General features: G+C 57.5%; 9 protein-coding genes. All 9 read right to left on the bottom strand.

Features of this window, described 5'->3' with window-relative positions; all coding sequences use genetic code 11:
• Positions 1–418: 418 nt before the first annotated feature.
• Positions 419–3160 carry an EAL domain-containing protein gene (locus NP590_RS16485; RefSeq protein ID WP_256603729.1) on the bottom strand — a complete coding sequence of 914 codons (2742 nt, stop codon included), beginning with the start codon at positions 3158–3160 and terminating at the stop codon, positions 419–421.
• Complete coding sequence (locus NP590_RS16480; RefSeq protein ID WP_256603728.1) at positions 3150–6461, bottom strand: PAS domain S-box protein; 3312 nt, start codon at positions 6459–6461, stop codon at positions 3150–3152. Before NP590_RS16480 ends, NP590_RS16485 begins: the two co-directional genes overlap by 11 nt.
• Before the next feature lie 15 nt (positions 6462–6476).
• Positions 6477–7070 (bottom strand): YfiR family protein, encoded by a 594-nt coding sequence (locus NP590_RS16475; protein WP_256603727.1) that lies wholly within the window; start codon positions 7068–7070, stop codon positions 6477–6479.
• A 308-nt stretch (positions 7071–7378) separates the two neighbouring features.
• On the bottom strand, positions 7379–9823 hold the full coding sequence (locus tag NP590_RS16470) for a TonB-dependent siderophore receptor (protein ID WP_256603726.1): 2445 nt from the start codon (positions 9821–9823) through the stop codon (positions 7379–7381).
• Between the two features lie 409 nt (positions 9824–10232).
• Positions 10233–12563, bottom strand: a complete 2331-nt coding sequence (locus NP590_RS16465) for a penicillin acylase family protein (protein ID WP_256603730.1) — start codon at positions 12561–12563, stop codon at positions 10233–10235.
• 419 nt (positions 12564–12982) lie between these two features.
• Positions 12983–14332 (bottom strand): DUF3999 family protein, encoded by a 1350-nt coding sequence (locus tag NP590_RS16460; RefSeq protein WP_256603725.1) that lies wholly within the window; start codon positions 14330–14332, stop codon positions 12983–12985.
• Complete coding sequence (locus NP590_RS16455; protein ID WP_256603724.1) at positions 14329–16848, bottom strand: DUF2339 domain-containing protein; 2520 nt, start codon at positions 16846–16848, stop codon at positions 14329–14331. The genes NP590_RS16460 and NP590_RS16455 overlap by 4 nt, the downstream gene beginning before the upstream one ends.
• A gap of 88 nt (positions 16849–16936) precedes the next feature.
• Positions 16937–18511: a GTPase domain-containing protein gene (locus tag NP590_RS16450; RefSeq protein ID WP_256603723.1), complete on the bottom strand. Its 1575-nt coding sequence runs from the start codon at positions 18509–18511 to the stop codon at positions 16937–16939.
• Complete coding sequence (locus NP590_RS16445; protein WP_256603721.1) at positions 18492–20234, bottom strand: GTPase; 1743 nt, start codon at positions 20232–20234, stop codon at positions 18492–18494. The genes NP590_RS16450 and NP590_RS16445 overlap by 20 nt, the downstream gene beginning before the upstream one ends.
• Positions 20235–20276: the final 42 nt, after the last annotated feature.

The raw sequence follows: 20276 nt of genomic DNA, 5'->3' as shown, positions 1-20276 counted from the left end.
TTAGCTATTCAAGAAAACGAACTGAATTCGTCACCTCAAAACAATAATTGAAAGGACTACATGCTTGCAATTCGAACCCAGCCATATTTTGAACGCCTTGGCTCGGCCAGAACCCGCCGAATGGAACAAAAGCACCAAGCGCAAATGTCCAGCCAAAAGCAGGCGTAGCATGTGGTGAGTTTATGAACCGCAAAACTTGCGAAAGATGAAGTACAGGTTGTTTACCGCATCGACGATCCTGCCGCTGCGCAATTCCTCGCCCAGATGTAGGCCGGAATAAGCGATAGCGTTTCCGGCAGAATCTTATAAACAGAACAAACATTGCCGGAAACGCCTATCGGCTTATTCCGGCCTACTTGGCTGGCGGTCGGCCAAAAGCCGTCATTCAAAACTGGCCTAACGATCATTAAACCGGCACTCAATTCAACAACTTTGCCCGGGGCAATGTCGGCGGTTTTTGGCGCATCCGTTCAAACAGGCGCTCGAATTCGGTCCGAGGTATCGGCCTGCTGTATAAAAAGCCTTGGTAGACATGGCAGCCGTGCGTTTCCAGGAACGCCTGCTGCGCCTCCGTCTCCACCCCTTCGGCGATACTCTCTATGTTCAAGTTTATCGCCATGCCGATGATGGTTTGCACAATCACGGCATCGCTTTGAGTCAGGCCGATATTACGCACGAAGGACTGGTCGATTTTCAATTGATCGATCGGCAGTTTGGTCAGGTAATACAGGGACGAATAGCCGGTACCGAAATCGTCCAGGGAAAAACTGATGCCGATTTCCTTGAGCCTGTGCATTTTGACGATAGTATCCTCGATATCGTCCAGCACCAGACTTTCGGTAAGCTCCAGTTTGAGCCGGTTAGGCGCTATCCGGTGTCGACAAATGGCTTGATCGACTTGCTGGACAAAATCGGCTTGATGAAACTGGCGGGCGCTTACATTGACGGCCAATTGCAAGACCGACTTGTCCGCATCGGCTTCCCACTGCTTTAGTTGCGCGCAAGCGGTTTCTATCACCCAGTTGCCAATAGGCAATATCAAGCCGGTTTCTTCGGCCAGCGGAATAAAATCCAGCGGCGATACCAAGCCGCGCAGCGGGTGTTGCCAGCGCATCAAGACCTCGGCCCCGATAATGCGACCATCCCGATTAATCTGCATCTGGTAATACAGCACGAACTGGTCCTCCAGCAGCGCGCGGCGCAAATCGTTTTCCAGTGCCGCGCGTTGCTCCAATGCCGCCTGCATGGCGGGATCGTAGAACAGCAAGGTATTGCGTCCGCCTTTTTTGGCCTGATACAGGGCGGTGTCGGTGTAGCGCAGCAATTCCTCCGCAGTCTTCTCCTGATTGTGAAACAAACCGATGCCCATGCTGGCGGAACAATGGTGCTCGAAGCCCTCCAACACATAAGGCTGGCCAATGGCCAACAGCATTTTGCGGCCGATTTTCTCCGTATCGGCGGATGCCTGCTCGGCATCGTCGCTCAAACCGTTCAAAATGACCACAAACTCGTCGCCGCCCAGTCGCGCCACGGTATCGCCTTCCCGCACGCAGGCCTGCAGGCGCCGGGCAACTTCGATCAGCAACAGGTCGCCGGCGTTATGTCCCCGGGTATCGTTGAGAGCCTTGAAATTATCCAGGTCGATAAACAAGGCCGCGCCGTGATGGGCATGCCGCGCGTTGGCGACTATGGCCTGTTGCAATCGATCGTACAACAGGCGGCGGTTGGGTAAATTGGTCAGCGGGTCGTAAAACGCCAAGCGCTCTATCTCCTGCTCGGCGCGTTTTTGCGCCATCGCCAGGCTAAAGTTCTCCAGGGCGAAATTGATGTCCATCGACATTTCCACCAGCAGATCCTGGGCGGCCGCGTCGAAGGCATTGATACGGTCGGCATACAGAATGAAAGCGCCTATCACCTCGCCGTCCTGTTTAAGCGGCAAGGAAGCCGACGCGGCCCAACCGGCCCGCAGAGCCAGTTCTTTCCACGGCGCGGTAATCGGGTCGTTGAGAAAATCCTGACACCAATACGGCCGCTGTTCGCGGATGGCCTTGGCGGTGGGGCCGTGTCCGAACGGGCTGTCGATATCCACCGAGGCATACAGCTGTTGCAGACTGTCGGCGCCCTCGCCGAAACTGGCGGCTGGCAAAATCAAGCGGCTGTTGGGTTCTATCCTGCCGACCCATGCCATCTTCATGCCGCCGAAATGCACGGCGGCCCGGCAAACCTCCAAAAACAATTCCGCTTCGCCGGTGCAATGGGCGATGGCCTTGTTGCATCTGCTCAAGGCCGCATACAGCCGCATATGGCGCTGAATCTGCTCCTCGGCCGCCTTGCGCTCGGTAATGTCGCGGGCTATACCCAACACCCCGATCAATTTGCCGGCCGAATCCCGCATCGGGGTTTTCAGAGTTTCGAACAGACCGCGATAGCCGTTGTCGGCAAAGGTCAGCCACTCTTCGTTGGCCTGGACCTGACCGGCCGCCACGGTCTTAAGATCGTTGGCGCGAAAACAATCGGCCAGTTCGCGGTCGACAAAGTCGTAATCGGTTTTGCCGATGATATCGGCTTCGGCGGCGCCGAGAAAACGCTCGAATTGCCGATTGCAGGTTAGAAAAACCCCATTGGGATCCTTCAACCAGACCAACTCGGGGATGGTGTGCAGCAAGGTGCGCAGTTGCGCATTGGCGAACATGGAGTCGTTCAGACTGCTCAGCAAGCGGGTTTCGCTTTCGGCGAGCCGCAGGCTACGCTCCAGCACCATATCTTCCAGATGGTTACGCAGGCGTTCGATTTCCAGATGGGTGCGCACCCGGCTCAACAGTTCCTCCCGCTGATAGGGCTTGGTGACGAAGTCGACCGCGCCCAGGCCGAAGCCTTGTACCTTTTCATCGGTATCCGACAAGGCGCTGATGAAAATGACCGGCACATGCCGGGTGTTCGGGTTGGCTTTCAGCCGACGGCACACTTCAAAACCATCCATGCCCGGCATCAGAACATCCAACAACAGCAGGTCCGGCGGATTGCTGATTGCCGATTCCAGGGCCAATTCGCCGCTGATGGCGGAACGCACCTCGTAACCTTCGGCTTTCAGCAAGTCGGACAACAGCTTCAAGGAAGCCAGCGTGTCGTCCACCACCAAAATTTTGCTTTTATTTGTCATGTTCGTCCTGACCTGATCTAAGCGCCTTGAGGATCGCCGGATAAGCGTAATTATAAACAAGCTGATTCAATTCGGCCGCCAACTCCCGATCGCACTCGGCTATCCGATTGACGATGAGATCGATACGCTCGCTTTCCAGGCTAACCAGCGCGTTTTCCAAGTCCCGCCGTAAATGTTCCGGCAAGGCCGATACGCTTTCCAGATTCGATACCCTGTCCGGCATGGCAAGCGCGGAAGTTTCGCTAGTCAGGAACTTTACCCCCAATTGCCTGGAAAGGCATTCATAAATCTCATAAGCGTGATAAGGCTTGCGAATAAAATCGTCCATGCCGGCCGCCAGCATTTCGCTGCGTTGCTCGGCAAATGCGGATGCGGTCACCGCGACTATTTTCACCTTATCTCCGCCGGGTTGCCGGCGGATGATTCGGCTGGCTTCCAGGCCGTCCATCACCGGCATCTGCCTGTCCATCCAGATAAAATGCGGTTGCCAGGCTTGAAAAATATCCACGGCCCGGCGGCCGTTTTCGGCCGATTTGACCTGGAAACCCACCCGTTCCAACAGCTTGACCAGCAACAATTGATTGTCGAGCTGGTCTTCGACCACTAAAATCCTGAAATCTGCCTGGCCCGGCGCCAGCGCCACCACGTCCCTTGCCTCCAGGTGTTGAAGCTGGTGTATATCCTGGGCATCGGCATGCCCCAACGGCAAATCGACTCGAAACAGCGCGCCATGCCCCGGACTGCTTTCCAGACTCATTTTACCCTTCATAAGCTGCACGAATTGCCGGGTGATGCTCAAGCCCAAGCCGGTGCCCTTGTTATCGGCGGTTTTACCCAGTTGGACGAAGGGCTCGAAGATCCTGGCCTGATCTTCCGGCGCAATACCGGGCCCGGTATCCTGGACTTCAATCAGCAAATGCGCCACGGCATTGTTCTTGGTGCCCAAGCGTATGGTCACCCCGCCCTGCTGGGTGAATTTCAAGGCATTACCGACCAGATTGATCAATATCTGCCGCAGACGGGCTTCGTCGCCAACGATAAACCGCGGAAAGTCCGAAGACTGGTCGATGGCCAGCCGCAGGTTTTTCTCCCTGGCCCGCACCTGCATCATGTCCGTGACGTCGCGCACCATGGCGCCCAGATCGAAGGCGGCTTCTTCCAGTTGCAGTCTGCCGGCTTCTATCTTGGCCATTTCCAACACCTCGTTGATCAGACTCAACAGGTGTTCGCCGCTACGGTTGATGATATCGATATTGTTCCTGTCGCTCTCGGCCAGCGCCGGATTTTTACGCATGAGGGCGGAAAAACCCAAAATGGCATTCAGGGGAGTACGCAGTTCGTGGCTCATATTGGCCAGAAAGGCACTCTTGGCTTTATTGGCCGCCTCGGCGGCGTCCCGCGTCAACAGCAATTCCGCCGTGCGTTGCTGTACGGTCTCCTCCAGTTGGTCCCGGTAACGCCGCAGGTCTTCCTCGGCCCGCTTGCGCTCGGTGATGTCGCGGGCGATTTTAGCGGCGCCGACGATTTCGCCTTGCGAATTGCGCAGGGGCGAAACGGTTATCGAGACATCGATCAAGCTCCCGTCCTTGCGGCGCCGCACGGTTTCATAATGACTGACGCGTTCTCCATTGCGGATTTTTTGCATGATTTCCTGTTCTTCGCTGTTCTGCTCCTCCGCAAAAAGCGTACTGATGGACTTGCCTATGATTTCATCGGCCGGATAGCCCAGCATGCGTTCCGCGCCCTTGTTCCAGCTGGTGATCATGCCGTCCAGGGTTTTGCCTATGATGGCGTCGTCGGTGGATTCGACAATGGCGACATATTCAAGCAAGGCTTTCTCCGTTTTTTTGCGTTCGGTAATATCCCGGCAAATCGCCAGATTGTAGATCTTGCCGGCGTATTCAAAATAATTTCCGGTCACTTCCACCGGGAAGGTGCGGCCGTTCCGGGTGCGATGCACGGTTTCGAACTGTATTTGACGGCGGCTGGCCAATTCAGGCCAGAATTCGCGCCAGACATCCGGCGACCAGGCCGGATCGATGTCGTATACGCTCATGCCGCCGGTCAATTCTTCCCGGCTATACCCCAAGGTCAAGGCAGTGCTCTGGTTGACATAGAGAAAATGCGGGTCGTTGTCGCCCATCAGCACGATGGTTTCCTTCACCCTGTCCAGGGCGAAACCCAACAGACGCAATTGATTTTCCGTCTGCTTGCGCTCGCTGAGATCGTAAGCCAACCCTAAAAAACCGCTGACATGTCCCGTTTCATCCCGCAACGCGGTAACGGACAGACTGACCGGAATGCGCGCGCCGTCCCGGCGGATGAAGGTCCACTCGCTCTGTTCCGGCAGATTACGTAGCGGCCGGGCCGTAAACACCTCGAAGCCGGGGGATATGCAGGTACCCAATTCGGCGGATAAACCGACGGCATACTGGTTTATCTCTTGCTGATCGTGCCAGAGCGCCGGACTGCGCACGCCCACTACCTCGCGCGCCGCGTAGCCCAGCAAGCGTTCGGCGGCCGGATTGAAGCTGGTGACGATGCCGTCCGGAGCGGTCGAAATGATGGCGTGGGCCGCGTGATCCAGAATGGTGCGCTGAAACACCGTCAACCGGCGCAAGGCCTCTTCCCTGTCCTGGATGGCCTGCATCATGGCGTTGAAGTTGCGGCCCAGAAGGGCGACTTCATCGTGACCCGTTACCGGCACACGCTGCTCGTAATCGGCCGCGGCCCTTGCCCGCTCGGTTGCCGTCGTCAACGAAGCGATGGGAGTCACTATGGTGCGCCGCAATACCAGCAACTGCCCCAGCGTGGCAAACAACAGCACCATAACACCGGCGCCGAATATCCATAGCGCCTGATGGGTTTGTTGACTGAGCTGCTCCAGGCTCATGATCAGGTGCAAATATCCGCCGCTGGGCAAGTCTTGCAAAAGCTCGGCTTTGTCGGAGCCGATGCTGATTTTGATGCCGTTTGGCTTGGCCGGCGTGGGCGCGGGCCGGCTATCCGTTTGTGCATTGATGCTGGCCAGCATGCGGCCATTGCTTAAATAAATCTCCGCTTCGCGGATGTACGGATTAACCCTGAGGGTATCGAGTATCTCCTGCGCGCGGTGCGGGTCTTCAAAAGCCACCGCCGCATCGGTACCGACGGAAACCAACTGGGCATAAGGTTCCATGATTTGCCGCACCCGGGTGTCCAGCGTCAACCGGTCGACCAGCAGGAAAGTCGCCGCCGCCACCATGAAAGCCAGCAGCGCCGACCCCCACAGCACCAGCGACAAGCGTTTATGTATATTCATCCGCATGGACATGATTTATCTGATCCGGCGAAATTCGCCGCCTTCGAGAATATCGCTGGCAACTTCCAGCATTTTGGTCTGGATAGTCAAGGCCGAGTCCCTGGCCCGATCTAGGTTGATCCCTATCCCTACCGTGTCGCCAACCCGCAGTTGAATGACGCCGCCTTCGCGCATAAATTCCGCGGCGTCGCCCACCGTCAGCACCGGTCTGCCCTTCAATTTATCCAGCGCCATGCGGCGCTGGTCGGCGCTGTCGTAGTTGATGAAAACGATCTGGCAGGGCGGCAGTTGCTCCGGACTGGCGGCCCGATAGAGCGCGAACCCGCGACCGTTCTCGCTACGGTCTTTAAAAGTCGCCTCCAGTATATCGCCGAAGGGGTCCGGGCCGAGTATGCCTATGCACCACGGCGACTGCTCATCCAAAAAAGCGTATGGGGGCCAGTTTACGTAGTGGGCGAAATTGCGCAGAAAAGCGGCTTCCACTTCCCGAAAATTCCGCGCCTCGCCTCGGCAAGGCGCGGCGGGCAGCAGCGTCAGCAGTAAAAACAGGACTAGCGCGTGTCGACAGCCGCCTTGGCGCACCGTCGGAAAGCGGTCGGAGCGAGACACGCTCAGCATTTGAGGTGATTGACGGTAAGGTAGTTATCGGTATTGCCGGCGCGGAGCAGCCTTGGTATGCCGGCTCTGATATAGTCATCGCACTTCAAATTTCGGCTTTTAATCCCCTCACCCCAACCCTCTCCCGGTGGGAGAAGGGGCAGGTGTGCCGAAATTTGAAGTGCGCAAGGTATAACTTCCGCATTTTGTTCCCTCTCCCTCTGGGAGAGGGCCAGGGTGAGGGAACAAGTTATTGTGGGCGGAATCCTTAAGCAGGTAGACAGTGTATGGGTAAATCCAAGCATCGCTGGCCGCCGGCTTCAGTATCTGACCGAGAAGGTGAAGAAAAACTCTCGCGGACGGCCGCGCGTACTTTGCGAGGGCCGGTATTGTTCGTCAAGCAGGTTTTTTCCCAGCAAATCCAGGCTCATCCGGTGACCGCCGACCTCCCAGGAATAGCCGATTGCCGCATTCAAAAGGGCATACGTCTGCCGCGCCGAACTGGGGGAGTCCGATAGCAGCGTCTGATCGAAAATCAGGTTGAAGCCGCCGCCGACATGCAGTCCGCGCAGGGTTTCGGATTCGAAATCGTAGCGCGTCCACAGATTGGCCAGATGCGGCGCACTCATTTGCAGCGGCGCGTTGTGAAAACGCAAAGCGTTCTTGTAATAAGCCCGCTCGGTGGCGTCCAGGGTATTGGGGTCTTGCGCCAGTATGGCGTCGTCGCGGCCGGTAAATTCAATGATCCTGGCATCCATGAAGCTGTAGGACAAATAGAGCTGCCATTGGTCGGTCAGTTTGGCGGTGGCGTCCCATTCGATGCCGCGCGAGCGCTGTTTGCCGCTGGGTACGCCGTAAATGGTGGTTACGCCGCCGCTGTCGGTCACCGCCAGGTCGTTGACGATGTTTTTGTTCTGGATGTCGAAATAGCTCAAGGTGGTCGACAGTCGGCCGTCGAACAGTTCGGCCTTGATACCGAGGTCGTAACCCCGGCCCTCGGTTGGGTCGGGAATTGAGGTGCTACCGTCCAAATTGTTGATTAAAAAAGTTCCCGGCACGAAGGATTCGGCATAACTGCCGAACAGCGCGATGTCCGGCGTCAATTTATACAGCAAGCCATATTGCGGCGTGACCTTGCTGGCGGCGGCTTTGGGTTGCGCCTCATTGTTCAGCAAATCCGTCAGGCGGCTTTCGGTTTCGCTCCAGCGCCAACCGGTCAGCACCAACAAACGTTCGTCGAAAAAGCCGAAGGTGGAACCGCCGTAAACCGATTTGTCCACCGCATCGACAGTTTGATCGAAACGGCCGGCGGTCAATTGCGCCAAGGGAATGAAGGTGTTGCGATTCCAGGTTGCGGGATCGCTCAAGTCCCACAAGGGTAAGGGCGAACCGGTCGGGTTGCTGCCCAGGGCCGGATCGTTGGGGGCCTGGCCGGCCCAGCGGTGAAAATTGCGGTCGACATACTGCCCGCCCAACAGCAGACGCAAACTGGCAAAGCCCAGATCGTACTTGCCGACACCCTGCACTTCTATGGTGTCGTCGCGGTTGCTGTAAACCTGATTTCTGACCCGGCGGCCCTGCAGCAGCGTATTGTTGTTGGCCATGCCGAGGTTGCCGGTAAACAAAGCATCGATATCGTATTCCAGATGCGAATAAGTACTGCGCACATTCCAGTGCTCGTCGACTTTGAAATCCAGCCAGGCATTGAGATTATGCGTGGTGCTGTTGCGAAAATCGCTATTGGCCATGCTGTTCCAGTTGTTCGGCAGTCCCGGCACGTCGACCCCGCTCAGGTTAGGATTGGACGGACTGGGCAATACACCGGACCAAGTGCCGTAGCCAGGTTTTTGCATCAACTGCGGTTGTTCTATCTTTTCATAGTGCTCGTATTTCAAGGTCACGCTGAGGCGGTCGCTGGGTTGCCACAGTATGGACGGCGAAATATTCCAGCTTTGGGCGTCGTAAGGCTTCCAGTAATCGATGTCCTGATCGTGGGATGCCGTCAGCCGATAAGCCAGCGTGTCGCCAGCCGGCCCGGTCACGTCCACATCGAAGCGGTATTGGTCGTAAGCGCCGTAACGGGCATCGGCACGGGCCGCGAAGCGGCGTTGCGGGGTTTTGCTAATGATGTTGACGATGCCGCCCGGCGCCACCTGGCCGTAGAGAAAAGAGGCAGGCCCCTTGACCACCTCGACCCGGGCGATATTGGTGAAATCGAAAATAGACGGTCCGTGCACGCCGTCGCGCAATACCTGAATATTACCGCCGGCCAGGGAGCCGACCGTAAAGCCGCGTATGGCCAGATTGGCATTGCCCTCGTTGAAATCGTTGCCGCGAAAAGTGACGCCGGGCGAATAACGGGCTATGTCGTAAAGGTCTCGCGGCTTTTGGTCTTCGATGAACGACTCGGTAAAAGCCTGAATGGCAAACGGCAGGTCTTTGATCGGCGCGTCGAAGCGGGACCCGGTCACGGCGTTGGATGCGTGATAACCGCGATCCAGCTGGCTGGATACTTCGAAGGGCGATACCTTCAGCAACACCAGTTCGGTGATATCCATATCGGCCACGCTTTTCTCCGAACCGACTTCAGCCGGCGCGGCGCCGGCGAAGGTTTTTGCCGGGCTTGTTTCCGCGGCAAACGATGCCGGGAAGGCGGAATACTGCGTCGGCAGAGAACAAAGTATGCCGATGCCGATAGCCGCGCATGGCCCGCGCTTGGGACGGCCATAGTTCGGCTGATGGGTGTGCCCGACGAATCGAAACATAGGCGGTCCCAATGCGTTTAGTGTCGGCAACAAGCGTGACTGTCCGCTACCTCCAACCCAACATTAAAACGCAAGTTAAAATACATCGAACTTGCCGATTCGAAGGCGCGGAAGTTGGAGTACATAGACAAACTGCATTGAATAGCCATGACGGTTCTCAATATAGTGTTTCGATATTGTCAGTGTAACGGTTTTTCATCGTTTGATCAGCTTGTTTGACGGACTTGTCAAAGTTCCAGCCGGCAGGCCCGCGCCCTTGAGTTCAACGCGGTGCGAGCTACTCTGAAAGTCATGATGGGAGCGCCGCGCAGGCGCAATTCAAAACATCAACATCGCGGCCGTGCGTCGCTGACTTTGATTGGCCGGGGCGATTGTCGCGCCGTAATGCTCGATACCGGCCATACCGGTGCTATTCAGGCAGCAAAGACAATTCGTGTACCGTCTCGCCGGCCCGCAGCGGGGCCGCAATGCCATCCCGCCATAGAGGCTGCTGGTCGCGATAATGCGCGGAAAATGGATGTCCGGATTGGCCGCCGGGCATATGAAAAATCGCATCTTCCGGATGCGAGGGCGACAATACCAAGCGTTCGCTGGCGCCATGACCGGCATCCAGCACCTTGACACACAGGGAGGCACAACCGTCGCTGTGGAAAGCGGGCATGTCCAATAGACGGCCCAGCAAGGGCGAAACCTTGCCGAACGGATGCTGTACGGCTATGGCATGAGTTTCGCTCCACCCCAGCCGGGTCAAGTCTTTTTCCGGATGCCGCCGCCGCACCTCTTGGCTGGCCTGGCGCAAGGCTTCGAGAATCATAGTCCGCCAATCGTCGCGGTATCGGGCCGCCAACACCCCGGCCGGCCGTTGGCTTAACAACTGGCGTAGCGGGGTTTCCATTTCCCGCCAAGCATATCTGAATTCCGGATCGTACTTTTGACAGGCCGCCACCACTTTGGCGAATACCTGTTTAGCCAGTTGGTTTCTGAATTCCGCCAACAAAACAGCCCCGATACTGTGGTCCCGCATATGCCCGTCCCAGGCCGTCAGCGCCAGTTCGGCTTCCAGCAATTGCGGATCCTTGCCGCTTATACCCCGAATTTCATCCAAGGCCAATTGCCGGTAAAAGTCGAATACGGCGTTGCGAGTATCCAATTGTATGGCCAGTAAATCAGCCTCGGTCAGTTTATCCCGGCCGCGCAGCAATTCGGCGATGCGGAAGGCTCGGTAACCCAGCGCCCAATTGTGCGCAATCGCGTGCGGATAGTCGCTGCCCAGCGTGCGATTGTTGGCGGTGGCGATAAAGCCTTCCGGCGGATCGAACAAACGCGGCAACTCTTGCGCTGCAATAAAGCCTTGCCAGCCCGCCTCGCCATTTGCCCAGGAAACGCTGCCTAAACCGTCGAAGCCCCGCCGTTGCGGGAAGCGCCCCATATATGTCCAGCCGATATGGCCGAACCGGTCGGCCAGCACCACGTTTTGCGGCGGCCCGCCGGCTTTATTTATCACGGCCATGGCCTGTTGGGTGGTGTTGACCCCGTCCATGTGCAACAAACCCAAGTCCACGCCGTAACGCTCCAACGCCGTCCATTTGACCGCCACCGGCTTGCCCAGCAGGGTCCGGCCGGAAACCGGCCCCCAAATCGTATCCCGCAAGCTAATTTCGCTTGCCGGCGCGTCCTTGACATAAATGGTTTCCCGATGGCCGGTAAACTCAAGCCATCCTTGCGGCGCGCGGTATTGCAGCGGGTTCTCGGGATTGATTTCCAGGCTGATCAAATCCAGCAAATCGGCGGTGACATTGGTAAAGCCCCAGGCCACATCGTCATTGCCGCCGACTATCACGCCGGGTACGCCGGGCAATGTAACGCCGAACACGTGCCGGTCCGGATACCTGATATCGGCCCGGTACCAGAGATTGGGCACGGCCAAACCCAGATGCATATCGTTTGCAACCATGGCGCGGCCATCGGTGGTTTTATCGCCGGACACCACCCAATTATTGGAGCCGGCCACGATAGTCTGGGTATCGACGGCGTTGGCCGCCAGGCTGGCATCGGGTTCCGGCAAGCCGGCAAATGCGCCCGCCTCTATACTTGGACTAAAGCGGCGCGGCGATAGGCCTCCCACCAAGGCGGTGGTGTAGTCGTCGGTATCGGGGGTTAGAAATTTCAGCAAATCCCCGGGCAAGGCCTTTTCCATTACGCTGAACATGCGTTCGTCCTGCTCATGGCCGTTGAGGGTTTGAAACATGCTCAACACCACCAACAGACTATCTTCCTCACGCCATGGCTCCGGCCGCCGCCGCAACAGCAAAAATTCCGGGGCCGGCATGCGAGTGCTCGCCAGATAGGTATTGACGCCCGCTACATAGGCCCGCAACAGCCGGCGCTGGTCGGCGGGCAAATCCCGCACGATTTGCCGCGCCGCTCTCTCCAACTGATAAGCGCGCTGGTTACGGTCGCTGTCCAGCGCCACCGACCCGAATAATTCCGCCAGGCGTCCGGCGCTTTTGCGCCGCATCAATTCCATTTGAAACAAACGGTCCCGCGCATGTAAAAAACCCAACACCGCGAGCGCATCTTCCCTGTTGCCGGCCGAAATAGCCGGAACGCCCAATCCGTCGCTGGCCACGGTGACCTTGGCGGTTAAACCGGGAAGTTTCAATTCGCCGTCTTCCAGCGGCAGGGATGCCGACATCAGTGCATATAAAAGGCCCGTGACCAACAAAGCCGTCAACAGCACGATTTTCAAAGCTAGCCTAAGTGCGCGCATATATCTATCTGTCGAAGTCAGGTCTATCCGAAAGCGGAAATTACTCTGAAAGTAAAAAATCGAGCGGGTACGGTTGCTTGCTGGACAGGCGTCGGCAGCAAGGATGCTGCCGTCGAGCCTACACGGACGTATTTACGGCGTCCTGTCCGGCGAGGAACCGTGCCCAACTGCACTACTTTCATTTGCCGGGGTGATTGCCAGGCCTTCATGAGCGTTACTGTAAAAGTATAATATTGGAAAGCACGCGGTTGCTTGCTGGACAGGCGTCGGCGGCAAGGATGCTGCCGTCGAGCCTACACGGACGTATTCACAGCGTCCTGTCCGGCAAGCAACCGCGCGCTTTCATGAGCCGGAGCGATGCACTGGCTTCATGATCGTTAGGCGGTGCTTCAGAGCCTTTTCGCCACCTTGTACAAACTCCAGCCCAACACCAATACCGTCAGGCCGATAACCAACCCCAGAAACAGTGGGCTGTTGAGCAGCACTATCGGATCGAATCCGCCGGGCGGAAGGTCGGCGGCGATTTCCGGCCCCAAAGCGGCTACAACGGGCTGATAGCCCTCGCTCAACAACGTCTGCATCGGCAATACCTCGTAGCGCGGCATCGAGGCCTGATTCGCGCCGTAACGCAATCGATAGGTCTGGCCGGGTTGAGCCAGAAACACCAATTGGTAGCCGGGGCCCGTGCCGGTGACATTGGCGATGCGCAAGGGCGGATTGTCGTCGTTGTAGAGCACGATACGGTAGTTTTGCCGGCGCTGTTCGGCGAAGCCGATATGGGTTTCGTCCCGATTGATTTCCTTGAAATGCAGAGCGGACACAGTGCCCTGGGCCAGGGTTTGCATGCGGGTTTCGATACCCTGCTTGAGCGGCACCTGTACCTCGGCCCGGCGGTTGAAGTTGGGATTGGCTATATCGAGTTTAAAGCCGGTCAATGGCTGGTTTCGGCTCGCAATATCGATCAGCGTGATCTTGCGCTCGGCGTCCTGGCTGACGGTAAATCCGTTCAAGGCATAATCGAACTGTTGTTCGGCATCGCTGACGGTTTCGCTTCGATTGGCCCATGGTTCGATGCGCTCGATATGCAGGGGCTGGCGCCTGATGGCGATTTTTTCGTCGCGCCGCAGTTCGGTTTCGCCTTGCAGGGTGCGGCTCAACTCCAGCAACTCGGCCGCTTGGCTTTCGACCGCGCTGTCAATGGCGATTTGGAAAAAGCGGTCCCGGTTTGCCGGCAGCGCCACTTCGGTATTGGCGATCGGCATGAAGCGCGAATAATCGAAAATCAGCGCTTTATCAACCAGTGGGTGCCAGTTTTTCCCGTCCGCCGAGCCTTGCACCCGCAGGCTGTATTCGAAATCCCGCTGCGAGGTCACCAGGTTGAATCCGTCGATATCGAGCGCGTCCTGGCTCAAGGCCAGACTGACGACGATACCGTCCGGGCCGTTTTTCCGCAGGTCGGTTTTTGCGGCGCGGCTGGGGATGCGCTGGAGCACGGTCTTGCGGCCGGCTATTTTTTGCAACCAATACGGCGTTTCCAGGCCGGCCGCATCGATCAGTCGCAAATCGCCGAGATCGGCATTGGCGCCGGCGTAGACCTCCGCATCCAGGGGTAATGCCAGCAGGGTTTGTTGAGCATTGTCGGCGGCTATCACAGCGCGGCTGAAACGGTAAACAGCCCCCTCCCCGGCCCGCGCACCCGGCAAGGCCAGAAAAAACAACAGCATTACTCTGATTATCATGAGGGGGTCTCGTCGTTGGTTTGGGCGATAAAACTTTGTTGATAACGCATATAAAAAAACGCTCCGCCCAAGGCCAGCATGCCGAGCACGATAAAGGCCAGGATGCGGTAAAGTTGTTCCAGCCGGGCCAAATCCATGAAAAACACCTTCCAGGCCACCAAGCCGAACAAGCCCAAACCGACCAGCCTGAACAGACGGATTTTACGTCTGATGCCCTGGAACACCAGAGTCAAGGCAAATGCCGACCACAAAATCGACACCCCCCCGGCCCGCAGACCGGGCACGTACTGGGACAACAGGGAATTGACTTCCAGACTCAAGAAGGTAAACAACAAGACCAGCGCGGCGCCGGCAAAACCTTGGCGAATGGCGGCCTGTGGCGTATCCGTCGCCGGTAGGCGCCGGCAGGCAAACCACAAAAAGCCTATGATGGCGGCGAAATCCAGCAAACGCATCAGCGCCAGGCGGAAGGAATATTGGCCGCCGTAACGCAAGGTCCAGACGCTATCCAGCGGCGAAGTATGACCCATGCTTAAATCCCAGGACGGCAGATCGAAAAACAACAGCTTCAGCAACACGCCGGCCACCAGCAGGCGCAGGATCGCCAACAACCAGTCGCCTGGCGCCGCCAGATATCGCAACAGCATTACAGTGGCCGCCGCCAGCCACACCAGGGTCAACATCGGCAGCCGCAACGGCGGGTACAAGTAGCCGAAGCCGCGGTACAGTTCCAGTTGCAACACCACGAACAACAGCACGGCGGCGCTGATCAGAATCGCCCGCAGCAGCCAATTGTCCTCTAAGCGGTTCGGCACATCGTTACCGGCATCGCAAGCCAAGGCGCCGGCCTCGGCGGGCTTTTCGGTCAAGCGATAGGCCAAGCCCAGCGAGGCTATGGGTACGCCGAAACCGATCGCCCGCTCCAGCACGCCGAGCAAAAAGCTCATAAGGCTTTGCTCGGCGGGTCCGTCAATCGCGTAGCGGTCGGCCAGGTCGATAAAGCAAAACCGGAACAACACGATCAAATACAGGCCGTAGGCGAGCTGGCGTAAAAACTGGCTGCGCATCTTGCCGGCCATCCACAGCATCAGCACGGCCTGCAAGGACCAGCTGACGGTGAGCCATTGCTTGGATAACAGCAACGGCAGGGTGATGGTGATAAAAAAGGCCGCCAGACCGATAAAACTCAACAGCAGCTCCCTGTCGGCAATCCGCTTGGCCAGGCAATAGTAGACATGGCCCATGTAAAAACCGGCCAGCGCGACCGTCAGCAATGCCAGCCAGATTTGGCCGTATTGGTCGGCGATCAACTGGTGGGCGGCGGCGAAAAAAATGCCGGCGTTGACGATCAGGGCCAGTAAATCCAGCAGGGTCGATTTGACCCGGTTGACCAGACAAAACAGGAACACCATGGTCGAATACAACACAAAAAAACCGGCCAGAAACGGGAATACCTGCCAGAAATAACCGGGCTGATACTTTTGCAAGGCGGCGAAAAACAGCAGGTAATTGAAGAAAAAACTCAGAAAATTCAGCAAATGCCACTGCTTGTACCAGTTGATGCCGAGTATGCCGACGCCGAGCAGCAACATGTAGGTATACAAACCGACAAAATTGACCTGGCCGGTGGACAGCAAAATCGGCGTGCAATAACCGCCGATGATGGCAAATATCGCCACCAACATGGAATCCAGCCGGATCGCCAAGCTTGCCGCGCTGGCGGTCACCAATATCATCAGGGCGAAGGTTGGGTATACGCTCAACAGATGATAAAAGCTGAAGGCGGCGAATACGCTGAAATACAACACGGCGATGCCGCCGCCCAGCAAGCCCTGACCGAACAAATGATATTGGCCGCCGACCAAGCGCACTCCGCCGATGATCATGCCCAGGCCGGCCAGCAGCGTCAGCGCCACCCGCGCTTGTTCGCCCAGCAGACCGTTGTCGATGGAATATTTCAGAAAAAAGCCGATACCGGTCACCAAAATCAGCACGCCGATGCGCAACAACCAGTTGCTGGCCACCGCATATTCCATGCTGGCACCCTCCGGCCGGTGGCCTTCGCCGACGATGATCCAGTTCCAGATTTGCCGCAGGATTTGCCGGGCCGCCAGTTCGAAGCGGCTGGGTTCGGCGGCGGGGTAGTCGATTTGTTGCCAAGGGTCTCTTGCGGGCGCAAGCTCGAATGTTTCGGCTTCGACCGCCAAATCGGCGGGCGTTATTTCTTCACTGGTGTCGGGAATCTCGGCGGCCGGACTTGCGGCTGCTTCCACCGCCGGGGTCGGTGGCGGCGGGATTTCGCTGGCCGGCGGCGGGGCGCCGGTTGCGCCGGCCGATGCCAGCAATTCCCGCAGCTGTAGCGATTGTTGCCGAATCGCCGCGTCGATTTGGCGCAACGCTTGAGCAATTTCATCGCGGTGGCGCTGCTGCCGGCTCAACAACATGATCAATATGACGACCATGGCTATCGGCACCATTATCGCCAGCGCAATGATAAATCCCCAAAAATCGTCCACCCGACACCTCGCAAATTGACGCTGTTAATTCGACCAAGCATAGTCCGTGGCTGCCGGGGCCGCCATCCAGCCGGAGCTTGATCGCCGTTTACCGGATCAGAACCCGGTTCAATAGCGGATTTTGAGCAGCGCCGAACGGGCTGTCGTCGGCGGTTTTTTCAATCAAGGCCCGCAACGCATGCAAACACTCCTTGCCGGCCCGCTCGCTATCCGCAATGACCTGCTCCGTATCGCCCCTGAAACGGGACAACACCTGAAGCAAGCCCTTATTCAGACCCGCAAGGGCGGCTGTTCGCAACGACGGCTGCAACTTTCTGTGCAGGAAAAACGGCAGCAGCCAGCTCAAGCCGATCAGCAGGCTGCTGTGCACCGCGAAATCCACACCCAGGTAGGCCGTCGAATCGGCGGCGCTGTGGTAGTAACCGGAAAACACCTGATAGCCGACGATCAGCATGGCCGATATCGGCAGCAGGGTTTCGCAAATGCCGGTCAAGCGCAACAAGGACCGTTGCAGCCGGTTGCCGGGATTTATCAATGCCTGCCTGGCGGCCAGTTCGATTTGTTGCGCGGCGGCCTTTTCGGTGGCGGATTTTAAGGTATCCAAGCCCGGTTTTAAGGCCTTGCTGGAAATCCCGCGCTGATCGGCCTGTTGCAGCAAATCTTCCAGAATATCGCCGACGCGGGTTTGCGCCCAGGCATCCCACAGTTTGATTTCGCCCTTTGCGCCCGGGCCGCCGGCAATGGCGTCGGCGTAGGCGTGAAAAGCCCACGCCAAGCCTTGTTGAAAGGTGGACTCCGCCTGTTGCCAGCTGGCGGAAAAATGTTGCCGTAACCCCGCGTAGTCCCGACCCGCAAGTTGTTGCGCATACTGCCGCAAGCGGGCTTCCAGGTCCTGTAGCCGCCGGCGCCGGTTATGCTGGGTTATTTCATGCATGGTTTGCCGGGACGACAAGGCCGCGAGCTGCTCCAGCAATTCGGGAAACCGGTCGTTTGCGGGTTCGCTACAACTGGTATACAGTACTAGCGGATCGCTGAAACCGGCCCTGCCCAATTGCTGCTTGAAGTCTTCGAGTTGAGATGGAACCGCCCTATCCCACTGGTTCATCACGAATATCCAGGCATGCTTGCCGCCTTCGGCCCGCAACAGCTGCCAAGCCTTGTTATCCCGATAACGCTCGGGACTCACCACATACAACAGCACGTCGATATGCGGTAACCACTCCAGTACCAAGGTTTTGTTTCCCAACTCTATGCTGTCGAAATCCGGCATGTCTATCCAGACGATATGCTGGTTTTGCGCGTTGTCGTGCTGGGCGATTTTGGTCTTTTCCAACGGCAGGCTGGCCGGTAATTGCCCTAGCTGTAGCGAACGGTGATGATACAGAGTCACTTCGCGCGAAGTGGGCCGTTCGATGCCGGCCCTGGCCACGGCCTGCCCCGCCAGCCGATTTAACAGGGAGCTTTTACCCACGCCGGTACCGCCGATAAAGGCCACGATGAGCGGCCTATGCGGCGAGGACTGCTGGTCGAACAATTGCTCCGGGCCGCGCGCATCCAGCTCGAACAACTCCCGCGCACTCTGCTGTTTTAAATGACCTTGCGCCAGGGCGGTTTGCGCCCAATCCCGCGCCATCGCTAAAAGTTCAGAGTATTCGTAAGCCATTTTTTTTCTCGTGCAACGCTTGTTCGGCCTGCCGGCATTGTTGTTCGCTGATGTTGAAGCGGGTGGAAAGCTGAATGCCCAGCGGCAATTCATAAAGTCGTTCGCGCAAAACCGCTTGGAACAGGCGGGCATTGACGGTCCGCATCTGTTGCTGTTTCAATTCGCTTTCCACCCGGCCCATGTAGCCGCCGATGGCGCTTTCTGCCAGCAGGGACGTCATGCTGAGCATCAGCGGGGTAAGCAGCAGATCGTGCACGCCGACGCCGCCGGCCTGAATTGCCAAGAACAGCCCTCCCGCGTCGGTGGAAATGCGCGTCGCCCGCAGACTGTTCAACACCAGCGGCTGCTCCTCCAGTTTATGGTACAAGCGATGGGCGGCGGCATCGATCTCGCCCAGAAAGTCTTGCTGGTACTGTAAAACGGCTTGTTGATAGTCCTGTGTCAATTCGGCGCGTTTTTGCCGGAGCAGGACCGCTGTTTCCCGCCACCAACCGACATTCAGACGTTCGGTTTCGGTTTTTTCCAGCAATCGATCCGCCAGCTGTATCAGCACGTGCGAGCCGATTTGGTTCAAAATGCCGATTTCCTGCACCGGGCTGGCGTTAAATTCGTCCCGCCCCAGTTTCATCAAGCGGCGTACCGGCCAGGTCATTGCCCTGCGGGCTTTGCCGGCAATTTTGGCCAGACCCGGAATTTCCAGCAAATTCAATAAATTCAGCAAGGCTGACTGAAAGGTCTGGTAATGGTGCGGATGTTCCAGATAATCGCGCCGATAGGCGACAACCGCCTGTTCCAGCATCCGGTCGACCAAGCCTTGCCACTCGCCTTGGGCTTTATGCTCGGCGTAAACCGGTTCCAGCCATTCCCGCCAGTGACGGCTGAAGAACTGCTGCTGATAGCAAAGATGTTTGGCCCGCTCAACCCGTTTGACCGCATCCGTCAGCAGGTTTTTTGCGCCGGGCGGCCAAACCGGCGCGGACGTCGACTTCTCAAACAGCAGCGGCACCACTGGTGGTACGGTGTCGCCACGGCTTTGCAGCCATTTTTGCCGCAACGAATCTTCTATCAGGCTTTCGCTGCCTTCGGCGAGCTTATTCAGGCAAATCACAGTGGGCTGGCCAAGGGGCCGCAGGGTTTGCATGACCTCCCAAACCGATTGATCGGCGTATTTTTCCTTGCTGACCACCAGCACCAATACATCGGCCAAGGCCAGGGTTCTGATGACGCCCTCCCGGTAATCGGCGGCATCGATGGAATCGAAATCCGGGGTGTCCCACACCACGCAGGCCGGCAACAGATCCGATATGGCCGATGATTGGCCGATCGAATAGCAGTCGTAGCGGCTTCGGCTCAGCGCGGCGGCATCCAGACACTGAAAACGGCCGAAATAATGTTGCAGACCATCCAGATCGTCGGCGGCGACGCGATGACAAAAGCCCTGCGCATGCACGGTATAGCCGGCCAGGGGACTGACGCCGGCCAAACTATCGTTCAGCAGCAGATTGACGACGGAACTTTTGCCGGCCTGGGTCGGACCGATTACGGCGATTTGCAGTGGACATTGCGGAAATTCGTGGATTAATACCCCCCTGCGCAGAAATGCCTCCGCATACAGCAACTGCTCGCTCCGCTGCTGGTATTCGAAATACAGGGGACTTTTCGGCGCCAGTTCGGTCAGCACGGACTGGTAGCGCTGTTTGAGAAGTTGGATAAATTCCAGCATGATAAAAGGGCTTGGGTTTATAATTACCGAGTAATTTAGTTT

Source organism: Methylomonas subterranea (assembly GCF_024505185.1).
In the GTDB taxonomy this organism is placed as follows: Bacteria; Pseudomonadota; Gammaproteobacteria; order Methylococcales; family Methylomonadaceae; genus Methylomonas; species Methylomonas subterranea.
The sequence above is the reverse complement of the archived record's forward strand: the minus strand, read 5'-3'. Positions and strand labels throughout refer to the sequence as shown.

Coding starts and splice junctions, on each gene's coding strand:
- NP590_RS16450 (WP_256603723.1), bottom strand. CDS start 18,511: ATGGCTTACGAATACTCTGAACTTTTAGCGATGGCGCGGGATTGGGCG.
- NP590_RS16460 (WP_256603725.1), bottom strand. CDS start 14,332: ATGATAATCAGAGTAATGCTGTTGTTTTTTCTGGCCTTGCCGGGTGCG.
- NP590_RS16445 (WP_256603721.1), bottom strand. CDS start 20,234: ATGCTGGAATTTATCCAACTTCTCAAACAGCGCTACCAGTCCGTGCTG.
- NP590_RS16480 (WP_256603728.1), bottom strand. CDS start 6,461: ATGAATATACATAAACGCTTGTCGCTGGTGCTGTGGGGGTCGGCGCTG.
- NP590_RS16485 (WP_256603729.1), bottom strand. CDS start 3,160: ATGACAAATAAAAGCAAAATTTTGGTGGTGGACGACACGCTGGCTTCC.
- NP590_RS16470 (WP_256603726.1), bottom strand. CDS start 9,823: ATGTTTCGATTCGTCGGGCACACCCATCAGCCGAACTATGGCCGTCCC.